The 20,693-nt window shown below is 50.7% G+C and carries 9 protein-coding genes; 5 read left to right on the top strand and 4 right to left on the bottom strand.

The genetic code is table 11. The annotated features are described in order from the left end of the window. The first annotated feature begins 78 nt into the window (after positions 1 to 78). From tcyA to NYE50_RS01820, 5 genes are all read left to right on the top strand, one after another. A complete protein-coding gene (tcyA, locus tag NYE50_RS01840) occupies positions 79 to 876 on the top strand; it encodes a cystine ABC transporter substrate-binding lipoprotein TcyA (RefSeq protein ID WP_020955311.1) in 798 nt (265 codons plus the stop codon). Beyond that, positions 863 to 1,567, top strand: coding sequence for an amino acid ABC transporter permease (locus tag NYE50_RS01835; RefSeq protein ID WP_172869974.1), 705 nt, complete (start codon positions 863 to 865; stop codon positions 1,565 to 1,567). Before tcyA ends, NYE50_RS01835 begins: the two co-directional genes overlap by 14 nt. Before the next feature lie 12 nt (positions 1,568 to 1,579). Next, positions 1,580 to 2,323, top strand: coding sequence for a cystine ABC transporter ATP-binding protein TcyC (gene tcyC, locus NYE50_RS01830; protein WP_121984539.1), 744 nt, complete (start codon positions 1,580 to 1,582; stop codon positions 2,321 to 2,323). 117 nt (positions 2,324 to 2,440) lie between these two features. Beyond that, entirely contained in the window at positions 2,441 to 3,052 is a 612-nt protein-coding gene (locus tag NYE50_RS01825; RefSeq protein WP_014416881.1) for a YczE/YyaS/YitT family protein, read from the top strand. A gap of 98 nt (positions 3,053 to 3,150) precedes the next feature. Continuing rightward, on the top strand, positions 3,151 to 3,825 hold the full coding sequence (locus NYE50_RS01820; protein ID WP_021495133.1) for a 4'-phosphopantetheinyl transferase family protein: 675 nt from the start codon (positions 3,151 to 3,153) through the stop codon (positions 3,823 to 3,825). A 34-nt stretch (positions 3,826 to 3,859) separates the two neighbouring features. Here NYE50_RS01820 and NYE50_RS01815 read toward each other — a convergent pair whose 3' ends face one another. The 4 genes from NYE50_RS01815 to srfAB form a co-directional block, all read right to left on the bottom strand. Then, entirely contained in the window at positions 3,860 to 5,170 is a 1,311-nt protein-coding gene (locus tag NYE50_RS01815; protein WP_016937289.1) for an aminotransferase class I/II-fold pyridoxal phosphate-dependent enzyme, read from the bottom strand. Positions 5,171 to 5,291: 121 nt separating this feature from the next. Continuing rightward, positions 5,292 to 6,023 (bottom strand): surfactin biosynthesis thioesterase SrfAD, encoded by a 732-nt coding sequence (srfAD, locus tag NYE50_RS01810; protein ID WP_016937291.1) that lies wholly within the window; start codon positions 6,021 to 6,023, stop codon positions 5,292 to 5,294. 18 nt (positions 6,024 to 6,041) lie between these two features. Then, positions 6,042 to 9,878: a surfactin non-ribosomal peptide synthetase SrfAC gene (gene srfAC / locus NYE50_RS01805; protein ID WP_224988772.1), complete on the bottom strand. Its 3,837-nt coding sequence runs from the start codon at positions 9,876 to 9,878 to the stop codon at positions 6,042 to 6,044. A gap of 34 nt (positions 9,879 to 9,912) precedes the next feature. Further along, positions 9,913 to 20,673, bottom strand: a complete 10,761-nt coding sequence (gene srfAB, locus NYE50_RS01800; protein WP_445661851.1) for a surfactin non-ribosomal peptide synthetase SrfAB — start codon at positions 20,671 to 20,673, stop codon at positions 9,913 to 9,915. Positions 20,674 to 20,693: the final 20 nt, after the last annotated feature.

Genomic DNA, 20,693 nt, shown 5'->3' with positions numbered 1-20,693 from the left:
ACTAAAAAAAAGTTATCCTTTACAATTGGGAGCTATTTTTCTCAATAAAACTACTCAGAAAAGTGGGGAATAAAGAAGATGAAAAAAGCATTATTCGCTTTGTTCATGATGGTCAGCATCGCAATGCTTGCAGCCTGCGGAAACTCACAGGACAGCGGATCTAAGTCAAAAGACGGCGATCTTTGGGCTTCTGTCAAGAAAAAAGGCGTACTGACCGTCGGCACAGAAGGAACGTACGAACCGTTTACCTTCCATGATAAAAAGAGTGACAAACTGACCGGATATGATGTTGAAGTGATTCAAGAAGTCGCGAAACGCCTCGGTCTGAAAGCTGACTTCAAAGAAACGCAATGGGACAGCATGTTTGCCGGATTAAACGCGAAACGGTTTGACGTCGTCGCCAACCAAGTCGGCAAAACAGGCCGTGAGAACCAATATGATTTTTCTGATAAATACACAACGTCAAATGCAGTCGTCGTGACGAAAAAAGACAGCACGATTGCGAAAGAGGCTGATGTCAAAGGAAAAACAGCGGCTCAGTCATTAACAAGCAATTACAATAAATTAGCGAAAGAAGCCGGCGCGAAAATTGAAGGCGTTGAAGGCATGGCTCAATCCCTTCAGCTCATTCAGCAGGGCCGCGCTGATCTGACTTACAACGATAAGCTTGCCGTACTGAACTACTTAAAAACGTCCGGCAATAAAAACGTGAAAATCGCGTTTGAAGCAGGCCAGCCGCAGCAGACGTATTTCGCATTCCGAAAAGGAAGCGGCGAACTTGTGACTCACGTCAACAAAGCGTTAAAAGAAATGAAAGAGGACGGGACTCTTTCTAAAATAGCGAAAAAATGGTTCGGCGAAGATGTTTCTAAGTAACTTGCCGGAGCCCGTGATTGCAACAGCCATTCCATGGGATTTGGTGCAGCAGTCATTCTGGCCGATTCTTTCCGGGGGAATCTATTACTCGATCCCCCTTACCATTCTTTCCTTTATTTTCGGAATGATCATCGCGCTGATTACGGCGCTCGCCAGAATGTCAAATATGAAACCATTGAGATGGGTGTTCAGCGTATACGTATCAGCGGTGCGCGGCACTCCTCTTCTCGTTCAATTGTTCATCATTTTTTATCTGTTCCCGACATTTAATATTACGCTGGACCCTTTCCCAAGCGCAGTCATCGCGTTTTCATTAAACGTGGGCGCCTACGCTTCTGAAATCATCCGGGCATCTATTTCATCCGTGCCGAAAGGGCAATGGGAAGCCGGTTATACGATCGGCATGACCTATCGCAAGACATTGTTCCGCGTGATCCTGCCGCAGGCATTTCGCGTGTCCATTCCGCCATTATCAAATTCATTTATCAGCCTGATCAAGGATACATCTCTCGCGTCACAGATTCTCGTCGCGGAGCTGTTCAGAAAAGCGCAGGAAATCGGCGCGCAAAACCTTGATCAAATCTTGGTCATCTATATTGAAGCCGCCTTTATTTATTGGATCATCTGCTTCTTGCTGTCAATCGTACAGCACGTGATCGAACGGCGTCTCGACCGTTATGTGGCCAAATAAGGAGGTTTCGATATGCTTTCCGTCAAAGGATTAAATAAATCATTCGGACAGAATGAAATTTTAAAAAAGATAGATATGGAGATAGAAAAAGGGAAAGTCATCGCCATTCTGGGGCCGTCCGGTTCAGGAAAAACGACGCTTCTGCGCTGTCTGAACGCGCTTGAGATCCCCAATCGCGGCGAGCTGGCATTCTCCGATTTTTCAATAGATTTCTCCAAAAAAGTGAAGCAGGCTGATATTCTTCGCCTCCGCCGCAAATCAGGCATGGTCTTTCAGGCGTATCATCTGTTTCCTCACCGCACGGCGCTTGAAAACGTCATGGAAGGACCCATTCAAGTGCAAAAGCGCGACAAGGAGCAAGTCAGAAAAGAAGCGATGGAGCTTCTGGAAAAAGTCGGACTGAAAGACAAAATGGATTTATATCCGTTCCAGCTTTCCGGCGGTCAGCAGCAGCGTGTCGGCATCGCCCGCGCGCTTGCGATTCAGCCCGAGCTGATGCTGTTTGACGAACCGACATCAGCGCTTGATCCGGAGCTGGTCGGCGAGGTGCTCAAAGTGATTAAGGATCTGGCGAACGAAGGCTGGACGATGGTTGTCGTCACGCATGAAATCAAATTCGCGCAGGAAGTGGCCGATGAAGTCATCTTCATTGACGGCGGCGTCATTGTGGAACAAGGACCGCCGGCACACATTTTTTCCGCGCCGAAAGAAGAACGCACGCAGCGGTTTTTAAATCGAATACTGAATCCTTTGTAGGAGCGGGAGAAGAAGCGAAACACTGATTTCGCTTCTTCTTTTTTTTGGCGGTTATGCTACAATGACAATTAATGAAATTTTATGAAAGAAGGGACCTCTTTGAAGCGGGAATTCTTGATGCGCTGGACGTTTTATTTTGCCGGTCTGTTGATTTTGTCTTTCGGGGTATCGTTAACCATTAAAGGAAAAGCTCTCGGCATCAGCCCTTGGGATGCCTTTCATTATGGGCTTTTTCAGCATTTCGGGCTTTCTGTCGGCCAATGGTCCATCGTGGTCGGCGCGGTCATCGTCGCTTTAACCTGCCTGTTCACGAGGACACTCCCGAAAATCGGCGCTATCTTAAACATGGTGCTGATGGGAATGTTTATTGATTTCTTTTCGTTTCTGCTTCCTGAGGCGCACGCTTTTTCCTTAGCGGCCGTGTTCTTTTCTATCGGATTGCTGCTGATCGGCTGCGGCGTCGGTATTTACGTATCAGCAGGGCTCGGCGCGGGCCCCCGGGACTCTCTGATGATGCTGATATCTGAAAAAACGGGCTGGAACGTGCAATGGGTGCGGAACGGCATTGAGCTGACGATTCTTGCCGCAGCCTGGATGATGGGCGGACCGATCGGCGCCGGTACCATTATTACGGCTGTTTTGACGGGGCTGATTCTGCGTTTTTCTTTGCCGCAGTCCTCTAAACTGTTAACATACGCGATCTCCGGGCGGGCAACGTCCGTTCATTAAAAACAAAGCCGAAACGGTTTTGTTTTTTTATTTTCGGACAGCTTTCGTCTGATATGATAGGATGGTTTTGACAATATTTTCAGACGGAGGATCTGGACATGAAGATTTACGGAGTATATATGGACCGCCCGCTTTCTGCAGAGGAAGAGGATCGGATGATGGCGGCCGTGTCCGCCGAAAAGCGGGAAAAATGCCGGCGCTTTTACCATAAGGAGGATGCTCACCGCACCTTGATCGGCGACATGCTGATCCGCACCGCTGCGGCGAAGGCTTACGGACTTGATCCGGCCGGGATTTCATTCAGCGTCCAGGAATACGGAAAGCCGTACATCCCCGCGCTTCCGGACATGCACTTTAACATTTCCCACTCCGGGCGCTGGATCGTGTGTGCTGTTGATTCAAAACCGATCGGCATTGATATTGAAAAAATGAAGCCCGGCACGATTGATATCGCCAAACGGTTTTTTTCACCGACGGAATACAGTGATCTGCAAGCGAAACACCCCGATCAGCAGACCGATTATTTTTACCACCTGTGGTCGATGAAAGAAAGCTTTATCAAGCAGGCCGGAAAAGGGCTTTCCCTGCCGCTTGATTCATTCAGCGTCCGCCTTAAAGACGACGGCCATGTGTCCATTGAGCTCCCGGACGGGCATGAACCTTGTTTCATCCGCACATATGAGGCGGACGAGGAGTATAAGCTGGCCGTTTGTGCGGCGCATCCCGATTTTTGTGACGGGATTGAGATGAAAACGTATGAAGAGCTGCTGTAAGCATAGAAAAAGGAGGGTGTCCCCTCCTTTTTTGTCAGCCTGATATTTCCGCCTGTTTCTGCAGCTGCTTTGCTTCTTGATAAATTTCTTCGAACAGATCCGCGATGTGTTCTTCTTCAACACATGAAAATGCGATTCGCAAATCGGTTTCATTAATGGATATCGTTCCGATTCCTCTCTTTTCAAGCAACGACACTCTCAATTCGCCGGCGTTTATGTCTTTCAGCCGGACACACATGAAATAACCCGAGTTAAACGGATAAGGCGTCCATACGTCTTCATAATGCTTGTTTTCTGCAAGAACGGCTTTCACTTTGTCAGCCCGTTTTTTCATAATGTTATATTTCAGCGATTTTTCTTTCTCGTATTCCGGTGACTGCATCGCCCGAAGCATGAATGTTTGGGACGGGTGCGGGGCGCTTGAAATCGTTCCCCTGATAATCCCTTTTGTTTTTTCCTCGAGCACGCGCAGCGCTTTTTCGCTTTTTGTGCTGTACGTAATAAAACCGACGCGGAAGCCCCATGCGTAATTTTCCTTCGTCGCGCCGTCTATTTTCACGCAAAGCACCCGGTCGTGCACTTGGGCGAGTTTACTGAAGATGGATTCCTGAATGGCCGTTTCATCGTAAAACAGATTGTAATACGCATCATCTACGAGCACGACAATCTCTTTGCCGGCCTCCGCCGCTTCCAAGATCACGCTGACGATTTCTGACGCTTCCTCTTCTCCCGGCGTATAGCCTGTCGGATTATTCGGGAAATTCAGCACGACAATCGCCTTCTCTTCCTGCTTTTTCAGCAGTTCGGACAGCCCTGCCGCATTAAAACGCCCATCGTGCTGAAAGAGCGGGTACGTCTCAATAGATGCCTTGCGCCGGACACCGAAAATGAAGTTGTAATTTCCCCAATATTTATCAGGGAGAAGGAGCGTATCCCCTTCATTGACGAACAAGTCGGCGGCAATGCTCAGCCCGTGTGTCAAAGCGTTTGTCACGATCGGCGTGCTGATGTCTTTGCCGGCTAATGAAGGATTTTCGAGACGCATTTTTTTCAGCCATTCCTGTCTGAGCGGCTCTTTTCCCTGCGGCGGAGCATAATCGTAGATATCATCGGGGTTATAGGCGGACAATGTCTCTTGAATATGGGAAAAGTGCATGGACTCCCCTTGTGAGGTGGCGATTCCGATCGTGGCATTATACTTTCCGGCCTTGGCTTTCGCTTCCGCTGATTGCGTCAGCACCCCTTTCGGATAAAACAAATCTTTGCCCAAATCAGAAAGCATATGAAGCACGTGCGGGTTTTCTTCAGATAATGTTCTGTTCAGCTCTTTTGCTGCATCATTCATGTACGACAATCCCTTCAAAATTATATTCCATCAAATCATAACATAAAATTTTTGATAAATGAGAAAACGATCGGGCAGATTTTGTTACAAAAAACAGACAGCGAATGCTGTCTGTCATAACCTATAACAATTGGCCTGCAGTGCTCCTGTTAATAATCTCATAGATTCGTTCCGCCACTTTTGCAGTTTCACTTAATATGAACATGTGACCGTCGGAAAACTCGTGAAATACGGGATTTGCGGCCCATTTTTTCCATCCGTCCGCATCTTTGATACATTTTTTATCCTTCCGCCCATTAAAAATATGGACGGGTGATTGAATGGTATGAAGATCAGACGGCCGGAAGCTTTCAAGCGCGCGGTAGTCGGATCTGAAAGAAGGCAGGAAAAATGACATGACCTCCTTATTTTCCACTAACTCCTGCGGCATTCCGCCAAGCTCAATAATATGGGCGAGAAATTTTTCATCATCAAGATGAGAAACCTTTTTCCTTTCCGCATGCGGCGGCTGAATGGCTGAGATGATCACGGCCTCCGGGTAGATGCCTTCCCGCTCCAGCTTTTGCGCCAGCCTGAAAGCGACCATGCCTCCCATACTGTGCCCGAACAGCACAAACGGACGGTCAGGACGGAGATTCAGCTCCTGCTTGTACAAGCTGACGAGCTGTTCAAAATCCTCAACGGCTGACATTTGATTTGTCCCGTGTCCAGGCGGTTCCGCGGCAAGCATCTCACATTCACCTTGGAGATAGGTGTGGAGCGGGCGGAATGATGCTGAATAGCCTCCTGCGAACGGAAAACAGATGAGCTGCGTTTTTTCTGTGGTATCGAACGATTTAAAGAGCTGGACCATTAGCGGCTTCCTCCTTTTCTATCGTGAAGTTGTCAGCTTCAGATGTTCACTTCTTAGGAATTCGAGCAAATATGCCGCATTCCTTTCGAGACATTCACCCTGAAGCATTTCTGCGTGAGTGCCGCAGCCTTTTTTCACACGGTATTCACCTGCCGTAGCTTCCTCCCACGAAGCGAGCCATGGCGGCATCGCAAAGTCCGGTTCTGATGTTAATAGATCTATGTCCGCATTGACGGTGCCGGTGCTGACGGCATGCACGAAATAAGAATAAAATGCATTTGTTTTTTTGGCGAGCCCTTCTTTGACGGCTTCGTTATTCAGTGCTTCATTGTCCCTGTTTACCTTCATCAGCGCCTCGACATCACTTTCTACGGTGCGGCCTTCCAAGTCGCTGACGCCTTGTTTTTTATAGGAATCAACCATGATCAGCCGCTCCACTTTACGTCCCCCGGCTTCAAGCCGTTTGGCGGTTTCAAAGGCAAGCGTGCATCCTGCCGAGTATCCGAACAGCTTGACCGGGCCTTCCGGCTGCAGCTGATTGATCAGCTCTGTGTAGCGTTCGATACGGCTGTCTTCCTCGATAAAATCGAACGCGCAGATTCTATAGCCGGACAGATGTTTTGCCAGCGGCTGGTACATCAGCCCGTAACCGAGAACAGGCGGGAACGCAAACAGTGTGTCAGACTGATTTTTATTCATGATGGTGAGGTCTTTCATCCCTTTTTCTTCACCGTGAAGCAGATAATCGGCAATGCCTGCGATTGTCGGCGCTTCGAACAACAGCTTCACCGGGATGTCCGTACCGAGCTCTTTTTTAATACGGGACGCAGCCGTCATCGCTTTTAAGGAGTGCCCGCCGAGTGCAAAGAAATCATCATGAATGCCTATCTGCTGTCTGCCGAGAATTTCGGACCAGATGTGTGCAATCGTTTCTTCCGTCGCATTTCGGGGCCCAATCCATTCTTTCGCCAGCTGAGCGGGATCCGGTTTTGGCAGCAACCGTTTATTGACCTTCCCGTTTGTCGTTAAAGGAAGCTCCTCTAAGAAAGTAAAGGTTTGCGGCACCATGTAAGCAGGAAGCTGTTTTTTCAGGTGCCCTTTTACGTCTTCGGCTGATAACTGCGCTCGGTTCACGAGGTAGGCGTTGATTGATGCATCTCCAGACTCATGGCGGTCAACAACAACAACCGCATCTTTCACACCCGGGTATTCCTGCAGCTGCTTTTCAATTTCTTCAAGCTCGATCCGGTGTCCGCGAATTTTGACCTGATCGTCAATACGGCCGGCGTATTCAATCGTCCCATCCGGCAGCCAGCGTGCCAAATCCCCTGTGCGGTAAAGCTTTTCTCCCGGCTTGAACGGGTTTGGGATAAACATTTGCTCCGTCAGATCATGACGGTTCAGATACCCTTTTGATACACCCATTCCGCTGATGCACAGTTCACCGACAGCTCCGAATGGCTGAAGCTGGTTTTGCTCGTTAAGAATATAAACACTGGCATTGCTGATCGGCTTTCCGATCGGCAATGAAGAGATGGAATCCGGCATATCATGCACGACGTGAGCTGTCGCAAACACTGTTCCCTCAGTCGGCCCGTAGCAATTAATCAGCTTGCCCGGCCCCATGATCTCAAACGCTTTTCTGACGTGAGGCACAGACGCGCGCTCACCTCCGAATAACACGCAGCGAAGCCCTTTCAGCCAATCCTCTCCCGCATCGGTGAGAAGATTGAAAAGTGCAGTCGTCGCAAACATGACATTGACATTCTCCTGCCGGATCAGGTCAGTCAGCCGTTCTGTATCAAGCAGTGTCTGTTCATCTGCGATAATGAGCCGTGCCGCATTCAGTATTGACGCGTAGAAATCAAAGGTAAATGCGTCAAAGGCGTAATTCGAAACGGATAAGAACGTATCTTTTTCAGAAAATGCCATGTAGTCTACATGCTTGACCAATCCTTGAATATTGGCATGAGTGGTGATATTGCCCTTCGGCTTTCCGGTTGTGCCGGACGTATACATAATATATGCCGGATCATCGGGTTCAATTGCGGTTGCAGGGTCGCTTGCCTGCTCTTCGAACCGTGCTCGATCATCGATGAAAAGTGTTGTTCCTGTATACGGCAGCTGATCCGCTTTTTCTTTCATCTCCTGATGTGTCAGCAGACAGGCTGCATCACTGTCAGTCAGCATATACGAGATTCGGTCCTCCGGCAGCTTCGGATCAACAGGGAGATAAGCCGCTCCTGCTTTTAGTACGCCGAGAATGCCGATCACCAGTTCAAGCGAGCGCTTCGTGTACAACGCGACAACGGAGCCTTTACCCGCACCTTGCTTTTGCAAACGGCGTGCAAGGCGGTTCGCTTCCTCATCTAATTCGCGATAGGAAAGAGTCTGGCCGGAATACGTAAGCGCCGGCGCATCAGGATGAACATTCACCGCCTCTTTGAACCAATCCGTCAGAGGCTTCGCCTGATGGTTTTGAGCAGGCGGGTTTAAGCCTGTAAGCAGAAACTCTCTTTCCTTTTCATCAACAAGACTGATCGTATGAACAGGCTGATCCGGCTTCTGGATGAGCTGCTGAATCGCTGTGAGAAGCTGTGATTTTAAGCGCTGGATAAATGCCTCATCAAACACATTCTCATTATAGGCAAGCTTAATCAGCATCTCATCACCCGGGGAAGCCATCAGGTTGAGATCGTAATTCGACTTCTCAAAAACATGGACATCCTCCATTTCAAAGCCGTTTTCATTGTTTTCTTCATTTTTTGCATCCTGAAGCGGATAATTTTCAAACACAATGATGTGGTCAATCAGCTTTGGCTGATCGGCCTGGCTTTGGATGTCATAGAGCGGCACGTATTGATGCGGCTCAGACTGCAGCGATTGTTCCTGCAGCTGCTTGAGCAATCCGTTAAATGTGGTATCCTCAGACAGTTTCACCCGCCTCGGGACTACATTGATAAACAGCCCGACCATATGTTCAACGCCTTTGATTTCTGCGGGACGTCCGGAAACGACTGTGCCGAAGATCAAATCGCCGGACTGCTGGTAGCGGCTGATTAATACGCTCCACACTGCCTGCAGCGCCGTACTCAAAGTGGTATGCTGTGATTTTGCAAGCTCGTTAAACGCCTTTGTGTCCGCCTCCGGCAGTGAGAAGAGCAGCTCTTTCGGCTCATAGCCGTCCTTTTGTTTCTTTCTTTGCTCCGCAAATGTCGTTTGTCCTTCAAATTCCTCTAAGTACTCGCGCCAGTAATGCAGTGATGCTTGTTTATCCTGCTTTTCAAGCCATTTGATATAGTCCTTATATGGTTTGACCGGCGGCAGGCTGTATGGCTTTTGTTCGCGCAGGGCATTGTATACCTTAAACAGATCCTGTACGACGATGCCAAAGCACCAGCCGTCCAAAATCATGTGATGATAGCTCCACACCCATTCAAAGCTTTCTTCAGCTTTTTTAAAAATAGCCGCACGCGTCGGGATATCCCGCGTCAAATCAAACCCCTTGATTTTATCCTGTTCTTTGTATTCATTGATTTTGGCTGCTTGCTCGCTGCCCGGTAAGTGTGCCAGATCGATTTCTTCTATCTGAAACTGCCGTTTTTTCAATACGACTTGGACCGGCCTTTTTACTTTTTCGTGAATGAACACGGTACGAAATACATCGTACCGGTCCATGATCACATTCATGCTTTCTTCAAGGCATTTGATATTCAAGCTGCCTTTTACTTTCATTGTCATTTGTTCGATATAAAAGCTTTGGCCGGGATTCAGGAGAGTATGAAACAGCATTCCCTCCTGCATCGGCGACAAATAATACATGTCCTGAACTTGATCTTTTTTGAACTGGCTCATCTGCTCCGCTCCCCCCTTCTGTTAACTGTTTTTATCACGTTAAATTCTCCTCAAGCATGTCAAAGATGTCTCCCATTTCATCCATCTCAAGATCCTGCGCGCTGAAGTCGCTCGGCGTAAATTCTTTCTCTTCTTTGGCCGTGCAATGGCGGATGATCATTAAGAGGTTTTCTTTAAATCGCTGCATCTGTGCTTCGACTGTGCTTCTTTCATATTCTTCCTGATTGTATGAGCAGGAAATGACGAAGCGGCCGCCTGTAACCATCCCGCTGAAGCTCAGTGCGTATAACGCCTCTGACTCTTCGCTGACTTGACGCCCCATATCATATGGAGACGGTTCAAACCATTCAGTTTTCACTTCATTGTCAAACTGCCCTAGGTAGTTAAAACTGATTTCAGGCGTGGCGCCTTTTTCTGTTTCATCGGATGACAGATACCGGAGAATCCCGTATCCTACGCCTTTATCAGGAACGCGCCGCACCGTCTCTTTTACCGTTTTAATGACGGAAGAGACGCCGTCTTCTTTGCTGATCTGCAGAATCAACGGATATTGAGCCGTAAACCAGCCGACCGTCCGTGAAATATTGACATTCGGTATGATTTCTTCCCGGCCGTGTCCTTCTAAGTTGATGCCGACTTTACCGTTTTCCGTCCATTCACCGATCGTTAAGCCGAGCGCGCTAAGCAAAATGTCGTTGATTTCCGTTCCGTACGGATGATGAACATCTGTAAGCAGCTGCGCCGTTTCTTCCTCAGTTAATTCACATTTCACGGCCGCCGTATGTTTGACGAGCCGTTTGTTCGGATCATGGTCTTTCGGCAGCGGCCGGAGTTCTTCCGCATCTGCCTGTGCCCAATAATCCGCCTGCTTTTTCAGCTCTTCTGATTGCGCAAATGTGTTCAGCGCCTCCGCCCAATCTTTAAAGGAGTGGGTTTTTTGCGGGAGGACGATGCTGTTTTGCTGCTGCGCCTGTTTATAACCTGAAGCGAAATCCTCAAGCAGAATTCTCCATGAAACCCCGTCCACGACGAGATGGTGAACCGCGATTAACAGATGATCGCCTTGTTCTGTCCGGTATTGCTCCGCTTTTAACAGCGGGCCGTTCTCCAGATCAAGACTGCCCTGAAGATGATCGGCAAGCCGCTGAATCTGGCTTTTCAGCATATCCTCGTCAGTTCCGTACAGATCAACGATGTCAAAGCTTGCCTTGCATTCTGTGACAGGGAGGTATGTCTGAATGATGCCTTCCCTTTCTTCACGGTAAACCATGCGGAGCGCATCATGGTGTTCAATCAATGCTTGCAGGGTTTTTTCCACCAGGTCCGGATCAAAGCCGTCTTTCGCGTGAAGCATGACGGATTGATTCCAGTGGTGTTTGTCGGTAAAGTTTCGTTCAAAGAACCAGCGCTGGATCGGCGTTAACTCCGCTTCGCCTTCGACAGGGCCCTGGTCGGCCTGCTTGCCTTCCGTCCGCTCCACATAAGAGACGAGTTCTTCGATGGTCGGGTGCTGGAAGAGGTCTTTCATCTCCAATTTATACCCGTGCTGGTTCAGGCGGCTTGCCATTTGGATGCCTTTGATCGAGTCCCCGCCGAGCGTGAAGAAATTATCGCTTACGCCGATCTGGTCAAGACCGAGCACTTCCTGCCAAATGTCAGAAAGCAGCGTCTCCATCTCCGTTTCCGGCGCTTTGTACGCGGCACTTCCCGCTTCAATGTCAGGCGCCGGCAGGGCTTTTTTGTCAATCTTGCCGTTTGCGGTGACCGGAAGCTCGTCCATCTCCACCCAGAACGCCGGCACCATGTAGTCAGGCAGCGTGTCTTTCAGCGCGGCTTTGAGCGCTTCAATATCGTCCTGCTGAGGCGCGACATAGGCGCAAAGCGCGGTATTGCCCGCTTTGTCTTCCACCGCCGTCACCGCTGCGTCATGAACGTCCGCAAGCCGGGCGAGGCGGACTTCGATTTCTGAAAGCTCGATCCGGTAGCCCCGCACTTTGACCTGCTGGTCAATACGCCCGATGTATTCGATCCCGCACTGCGCGTTCCATTTGACGAGGTCGCCGGTCCGGTACATGCGCTCGCCGGGCACGAACGGATCTGCAGTAAACCGCTTCGCCGTTTCTTCTTCACGGTTCAGGTATCCGCGCGCCAGACCGCGGCCGGCCACGCACAATTCACCGGCAATGCCTTCCGGCTGCACCTGATCGCCGTCGCCAAGAATATAAACTCTCGTATTGGCAATCGCCCGTCCGATCGAAAGCGACCCTTCCTCCGGATTGATGACGCCGCTTGTCGCGACGACGGTGTTTTCCGTCGGGCCGTAGTTGTTGACGATCGTGTACGGCTGTTTCACCGCCCGCTTCAGCTTATCGCCGCCGACGAGAAGCATGCGGAGAGAGGTATTTTCCAGCTCCATAAATTGTTCGGCGAGCTGCGTCGGCAGGAAGGTGATGGTCACGCCTTGCTCTTCGAAATAGTGATTTAAGCGGGTGATATCCAGCCGGATCGCTTCGTCAATGACGTGAAGTTCCGCGCCGATGGTCCATGTCGGGAACATCTCCCAGATGGAGGCGTCAAAACCGAAGCCCGCGTATTTGGCGCTTTTATCATCCGCCGTCATGGCGAATGCGTCGTGATGCCAGAAGCACAGGTTCACCAGCGCATGGTGTTCGACCATGACACCTTTCGGCTGTCCGGTCGTTCCTGACGTGTAAATCATATAAGCGAGATGATCTGCCGTTGTTTCCGTCTGCGGGTTCGCTTCATCGTTTTCATCAAGCGGCAGGCTCAGAATGGAGCGTCCGCCGTCAAGCAGGATCGTTTCTCCTTTGAAGCTTTCCGGCACGTCCAGCGCTTCCTGTGTGAGAAGAAGCTTGGCGCCGCTGTCCTGCAGAATGTAGCTGATCCGCTCTTCCGGGTAGTCAGGGTCAATCGGCACAAATGCCGCGCCCGCTTTCAAGACGCCGAGTACGCCCGCGGCCATTTCCAAGGACGGTTTCGTCAAAATGCCGACACGCTCGTCAGCCGTGACGCCGCAGTCCATGAGGATGCGCGCGATCCGGTTCGCCCTTGCATTCAGCTCGCCGTACGTCCATTTCGCGCCGTTATATGCCGCGGCCGGCCGGTTCGCGTAGCGGGCGGCCGTTTCTTCAAAGAGATGGTGAACCGTTTTGTCCTGCGGCACAGAAATTGTTTTTCCTTTCCATGCGTTGAGGAGAGCTTGTTTTTCAGCATCGCTGATCAGTGAAAGCTCAGGCAGCTTTCTGTCCGGACTTTCTGCCGCTTGCTTCAGAATCCGCAGGAACCCGGCGCTCCACTTTTCAATTGTTTCTTTTTTAAACAGATCAGTCGCATATTCAAACTGAAGGCCGAGGCCTTCTTGATCCGTAAACCCGCCGAGTGTCAGATCGAATTTCGCCGTGCCTTGGTTCGACTCATACGGAGTGATGCGCAGGTTCTCCAGTTCCAGTGTTTCTTTATCCGGATCTTCTGTCGTCACCATCACCTGGAACAACGGGTTGCGGCTCATGTCTCTCGGCAGGTCAAGCTTTCCGATCAGATCCTCAAACGGATAATCCTGATGCGCCAGCGCGTCGAGATTGGTTTGTTTCACCTGTTCGAGCAGCCCGGCGAAGGTTTGCTCTTTGCGCGTTTCATTGCGAAGCGCAAGCGTATTGACAAACATCCCCGGCATTTCCTGAACTTCGGCGCTCGTTCTTCCGGCGGTCACCGAGCCGATAATGATATCGCGCTGCCCCGTGATTTTGCTCAAAAAGACATGGAACGCGGCGTGAAGCACCATATGAAGAGTCGCTCCCGATGATTCCATTAATTCACGCACCGCTTTTTCCGTTTCACGCCCCGCTCTGAAACGGACGGATTGTCCTTTAAAACTTTGAACCGGCGGACGGGGGAAATCGGTCGGCAGATTCAATTCAGGAAGCTCGCCGGAAAATGCGGAGAGCCAATAACGCTCATGGTCTTTCATCCGTTCGGCCTGCTCAGGTTCATTCTGCCAGACGGCGAAGTCTTTATAGTGCAGGTTCGGCGACGGCAGGCTCCCGCCTTTGTAAAGATGAGCGAGCTCTTTGACCAGCATGCTTCTGGATACGCCGTCGGCAATAATATGATGCATATCCAGCAGCAGCAGGTGTTTCTTTTCATTCAGTCTGACAAGAGCGGCCCGAATGAGCGGAGCCGCGCTCAGATCAAACGGCTTAATGAATGCCTGAATGATAAGATCCGCTTTCTCCTCGTCTGCTGCTTCAAAGATGTGCAGGTCGATGTCAGCCTGTTCTGCGATCTGCTGCATCGGGCGGCCGTTTTGATCGATAAAGGACGTCCGCAAAGACTCGTGGCGATTGATCATCTGATTGAGCGCTTCCTGAAGCCTTGAAATATTGACTTCTCCTTCCATCAGAAGAACGGACGGCATATTATAGCTGATTGTCTCCCGGTCAAGCTGGTTCAGGACGTACATCCGTTTTTGGGCGGATGATAACGGGTACGCGTCTGCACTGTCTGCCGGTGAGATCATCCGATATCCCTCAGATACCGCTGATTTTTCGATATATGCGGCAAGCAGGCGGACAGTCGGCTGTTCGAACAGCGCTTTTAACGGAACCGTTTTGTCCAGTTCAGCCTGAATATTGGCGAGGAGCATCATGCCTTTTAAAGAGTGCCCGCCGTAATCGAAGAAATTATCGTCGATGCCGAGCGTATCCGTACCGAGTGTCTGTTTCCAAATGCGGCACAGTTTTTCCTCCAATTCCGTTTCCGGCAAGGCTGAAGCTGTTTGCGCCGTTTGGCTGACGCCCGGTTTCGGGAGGGCGTTTTTATCGGTTTTTCCGTTGGCTGTGAGCGGAATGCGGTCTACTTGCACGAAATAGGCCGGGAGCATATGAGACGGCAGTGTTTCGGAAAGCCGTTTGCGAAGCTCAGAGCCTTTCAGCTCGCTGCCGGCTTTATAGTACGCGCACAGTTCCGGCAGCCCGCCTTCGCTAACTGCGAGAACGACCGCCTCCTGAATGCCGTTTACGCTTAACAGCACGGTTTCAACCTCTTTTAATTCAATGCGGTAGCCCCGGATTTTCACCTGATCATCCGCACGGCCGATAAATTCAATCGTCCCGTCAGAAAGCCTGCGGACGACATCTCCCGTTTTGTACATCAGGCTGTCCGGTGAAAAAGGATTTGAGAGAAATTTCTCCGCCGTCAGCTGCGGACGGTGAAGATATCCTCTGGCAAGCCCCCTTCCGGTAATATAAAGCTCGCCGCTTGCGCCCGGAGGCACGAGCTGCATTGCTCCGTCCAATACAAGCGCGCCGGTATTCGCGATCGGGCGGCCGATGACGGGACGCTGCTCATATTGATCAAGGCGCTCCATATTGATCCGTCCGGCAATGGCGCCGATCGTCGTTTCCGTCGGCCCGTAGTGATTGATGAAGTCGGTATGGGCGTATACGTCATGAAACTTGCGGACATCGGACGTGATGATCTTTTCTCCGCCGAGCACCACTAAACGAAGCGGGCTGAAACGGCGTTCTGACGTAAAACGGGCTGTATTGACGATCATATGGAACAATGACGGCGTCAATTTCATATACGTAATGCCGTTTTTCTGTATATACTCACCAAGCTGATCAGGCGCGGTGTACGTCTCTTTCGGCACAATGTGCAGCTCTCCGCCCGCCTGAAGAATCGGGAATATAGCCGTATATCCGAGATCAAATGCGTAAGAAGACAGCAGCACAGATTTGTCAGCTTCAGTCAAACCGGCTTCACGGCTGAACCATGTGACATAATTGATTAGATTGCGGTGCTCCAGCTGGACGCCTTTCGGTTTGCCCGTTGTTCCCGAGGTATAAATGATATAGGCAAGCTGGTCGGCGCCGGGCTCCGTTTCAAGCCGGCCGGCGCTTTCGTTCTGCCATTCTCCGTCTTCCATTACGACCGTTTTTCCTTTATAAACGGCGGCCGCGGTCATGTTTCTCTCATTGACGACCAGAAGCTTCGTTCCGCTGTCTTCAAGAGAGTAGCGGATTCTCTCTTCAGGAGTCTCCGGATCAATCGGGAAAAATGCCGCTCCGGCTTTCATGACGCCGAGAATCGCGGGAATCAAGTCGGCCGAACGATCCATCATAATGGCCACGATGTCCTCACTGCCCGTTCCGCAAGACTGAAGGTGGCGGGCAAACCGGTTCGAGCGTTCATCAAGCTCACGATATGTCAGACTTATTCCGCCCGCAACCGCCGTGAGATCAGGCGTTTTTTGCGCTTGGCGTTCAAACAGCGAAACAAAAGTGCCCTCAGGCAGATCCGCTTCCGTACGTTTTTCATCAGAAAGGAGCGCTTCCCGTTCAGGAGCGGACAGCAGGCTTGCGTCGGACAGCTGAATATCCGGATTTTCAGCGCAGGCTTTAATCAGATTGACAAAATGAGCGCTCCAGCGGCGGATGGTTTCGTCCGCAAATAAGGCTTTCGCGTAATCAAAGCTCAATCCGACCTCTTCTCCGCGTTCAGCCGCTTCTAAGGAAAGATCAAATTTAGCGACATGATGATGCATGGAGTATGAAGAAATCTCCAAATCTCCGAGCCGCAGGGCCGGGATCTCCATGTTCTGCATATTAAATAACACGCTGAACAGCGGACTCCGGCTTGTGTCCCTCGTTAACGGCAGTTTTTCAATTAATTCTTCAAGCGGATAGCTTTGATGCTCAAAAGCTTGAAGGCTCGCTGTTTTCACCTCATCCAGAAATTGTTTGAACGTTTTTTTGCCGGCAGGATGCGACCGAAGCGCAACTGTGTTGACAAACATGCCCGGCACGTCTTGGAGATCAGGATGCTGTCTACCGGCCGCCGGAGACCCGACTACGATGTCTTCCTGCCCCGAATATTTGGACAGCAGCACTTGAAAAGCGGCTAACAAAAACATGTACATCGTCGTATCCGTATCAGCCAGCAGCTTCTTAATCTGCGCCGTCACCTGTTTATCAAGCCCGAAGATGACGCGTTCCCCTTCAAAACTGCGCTCGGCAGGACGCGGGAAATCAAGCGGCAGATCCAGCACCGGCAGATCGCCTTTGAACGTCTCAAGCCAGTAGGCTTCGTGCTGTTCGAGATTTGCTTTTTCACGCTGCCAGACTGAAAAATCCTTATAATGAATCTTTGGCAGCGCAAGCTCCGTGCCTTGATAAAGCTTCGCAAGATCACCGATGAAAATGCCCATTGAGCTTCCGTCCGTAATAATGTGGTGCATGTCAATCAGCAGAAGATGCCGGTCTTCTTCAAGCCGGATCAGCTTCGAACGGACAAGCGGCGCGCGGTTGAGCGCAAACGGCCTGATAAAGGCTTTTGTCAGCTCTTCTGCATCTTCTTCCCGGCCCTCGGCGGTTTCAAGCTCAAACGACACATTTTTGTGAATGGTCTGCACGACTTCTCCCTCTGCCATGTCAAACGACGTACGCAGTGTCTCATGACGGTTGATTAATGCCTGCATGGCCTCCTCAAGACGCTTTTTGTCTACTGACCCTTCCAGCAAAAGTACAGCAGGGACGTTGTAGCTCGTGCTTGCCTGTCCGAGCTGATTAAGGATATACATCCTGCGCTGTGCTGAGGAAACAGGATAATGCTTCTGATAAGGCGCTTGTCGGATCGGTTCAAACTGCTGCTCCTCCTCGCTCTCATGCTGCAAATAATGCGCAAGCTCCTGAATGGTCGGCTTTTCAAATAACACTTTAATCGGCACTTCTTTTTGAAAGTGCTCCTGGATTTTAGCGGTCATCATCATGGCTTTTAAAGAATGTCCGCCAATCGTGAAGAAATTGTCAGTCACACCCGCTTTCACACCGAGAATGCCTTCCCAAATGTCCGCGAGTTTCTGCTCCGCTTCCGTTTTCGGCGCTACGTATTCTTTTTGAACGGCTTCAGCCTGAGGCTCAGGCAGCGCTTTTTTATCAATTTTTCCGTTCGCCGTCAGCGGAAACTGATTCATCTGGATGAAGTGCGCGGGAATCATATATTCCGGAAGTGATTCCGAAAGCGTTTTGCGCAGGTCTTCCGGCAAAAGGGCTTGGTCTGCCGTAAAGTAAGCGCAGATTTCATTTTCATCCGCTTTATTTTTCCGGATCACAGCCGCAGATTCCGTCACATTCTCCGCCTGGCTGATTTTCGCCTCGATTTCGCCGAGCTCGATTCTGAAACCGCGGACCTTTACTTGGTTGTCAATTCTGCCGAGAAACTCGATCGTGCCGTCCGGAAGCCACTTCGCCAAGTCCCCCGTCCGGTATATCATTTCATCCGGTCTGAACGGATCGCGGACAAACTGTTTCTCCGTTAATTCAGGCAGGTTCACATAGCCTCTTGCCACTCCGCTTCCGCCGACGCACAGCTCACCGGGCGCGCCGATCGGCTGGAGATTGCGGTTTTCATCCATAATGTACGCAGTGGAATTTCCGATCGGCTTCCCGATCGGGACCGAACCGTCATAATCCTGATCAATGAGAAAACTCGTCGAAAACGTCGTATTCTCCGTCGGCCCGTATCCGTTCCAAAGCGACAGCTCCGGTGATGCCTTCCTCACTTTGCTGACGATATGCGGCACAAGTGCATCACCGCCGATGATGAGGTGCCGGAGCGTGTTAAACATGCCGGCATCCTTTTGGGCAAGCTGATTAAACAGCGGAGACGTCAGCCACATGGTCGTGATCCGCTGCTCTTTCAGAAATTGGGCGAATTGTCCGGCGTCAAGCAGCGTCTCTTTTTTCACCGGGTGCAATGACGCTCCGTTCAGCAATGCGCCGAAGACTTCGAAGGTTCCGGCATCAAAGCTGACGGCTCCCGTTTGCGCCATCCGGTCTTCTTCATGAACCGGCACGTAATTCGAATGTTTGACGAGCCTGATGATATTTCTGTGTTCAATCATGACGCCTTTCGGTTTGCCGGTCGATCCGGATGTATACATGATATACGCCAAGTCGTTGCCGCCGGCCGGAAGATTCAAGTCTGTTCCGCTTACCGTTTCATCCGCGCTTTCATCCAGCATGACGACCGGGACTTGCAATGCGCCCGCTTGTTCTTGATAGTCCTGAACTGTCAGCACGAGCCGAATCGAGCTGTCTTCCGCCATAAAGCGGAGACGGTCCTCCGGAAAAGCCGGATCAATCGGCACATATGCGCCGCCTGCTTTTAGGACGGCAAGCATTCCGACAACGGTTTCCGCAGACCGGTCGTTCATAATAGCGGCGGTCCGGCCTTTTTCCAGCCCGCTCTTCACAAGGTGTCTCGCCAGGCGGTTGGCCGCTTCGTTCACTTCACGGTAGGTCCATTCGCGTCCCGCTTCTTTTATCGCGATGCTTGCAGGCGTCCGGTTTGCCTGTGCTTCAAACAAACGGTGAACGGCCTCCTCTTCCGGAAGCGCCGTTTTCGTATCATTGAATACCTCAACAATCTGCCGCTCTTCTTCGCCTGAAACAAGGCCGAGTTCCCGCACGGGCGCGTCAGGCGTTCCGACCGCGGCTTTCATCATGCGGGTCAGATGGTGCGCCGTTCGTTCGATGGCATCATGAGCGAAAGCCGCTCCGTTGTATTTGATTTTGACAGTCCACGTTTTTCCCGGATACACGATGAGATTGAAATCAAAGCTCGTCTGCTCAAAAGCATGTTCAACTTTAATGGAAAAGCCGAGTCTTTCCTCCATACCCCCGTTTTCCAGCTCTTTGTCCAGCGGATAGTTTTCAAACGCGACCAAGTGATTTAAGAGGCTGCCGTCCAGGGCGGAGCGCTTTTGAATGTCATAGAGCGGCACATAATCATAGCGCTCGGCTTCCACGGCGTTTTTCTGAACTGCCGCCATCACGTCCGAAAAGGCTGCATCTTTGTCAATCTTGATTCTGACGGGAATTGTATTGATGAACAGCCCCGCCATCGTTTCTATGCCGTTGATTTCTGAAGGACGGCCTGATACGACGGTGCCGAACACCACATCGTCTGTATAGTTGTATTTGCTGAGCACCGCACCCCAAACGGCCTGAAACAGGTTAGGTCCCGTGACTTGATGCCGGTTGGCGGTCTGCTGAATCTGCGCGACCAGCTCTTCATCCCAGACAAAAGAATATTCTTCATTTTGGTAGTCTTTCTTTTCTGATGCCAGACGGCCCGGGAGCAGGCTCGGCTGTTCGAAATCCGCCAGTCGGCTGCTCCAATATTGTTCCGCCTCCTCATAATCCCGGCCTCCGAGCCATTTGATATAGTCAGAGTAAGGTTTGCCTTGGCTTCCCCCGGCAGGCCGGCCGGCACGAAGCGCTTCATAGTTTTGGAACAGGCTTTTCATCAAAACGCCCATACTCCAGCCGTCCATGACGATATGATGATTGCTCCAGACGAGATACAGCTCCTTCTCACTGAGTCTGAACACCGCCGCTTTAAAGAGAATATCTTTCGCCAGATGAAAGCCCTGCTGCTGCACGCCGCGTTTATAGCGTTCAATATATTCGGTTTGGCGCGATTCATCTAATTGACTGATATCTTCATAGTGCACCTTCGTCTTCCGCTCCGCCAATACGACTTGGCGCGGTTTTTGAAGCTGCTGGTGCACGAATACCGTACGCAAAATGTCATATGTCCGGATCAGCTCATTGACGCTTTTTTCAAAAAGCTCCAGCTGAAAGCTTCCGTGAATCCTAAGCTCTAATTGTGTGAAGTAGGAGGAAGAATGCGGATCAAGCAGCGCATGATACAGCATTCCCTCCTGCATCGGTGTGAGTGCATACACCTTTTGAATCGATTTTTTGCTCATATGTCACCTCTGTCTTTTCT

Origin of the sequence: Bacillus sp. EU55 (assembly GCF_038005925.1) — a bacterium.
Lineage (GTDB): Bacteria > Bacillota > Bacilli > Bacillales > Bacillaceae > Bacillus > Bacillus velezensis.
Note: the sequence above shows the minus strand (reverse complement) of the source record. Positions and strands in the feature narration are given on the sequence as shown.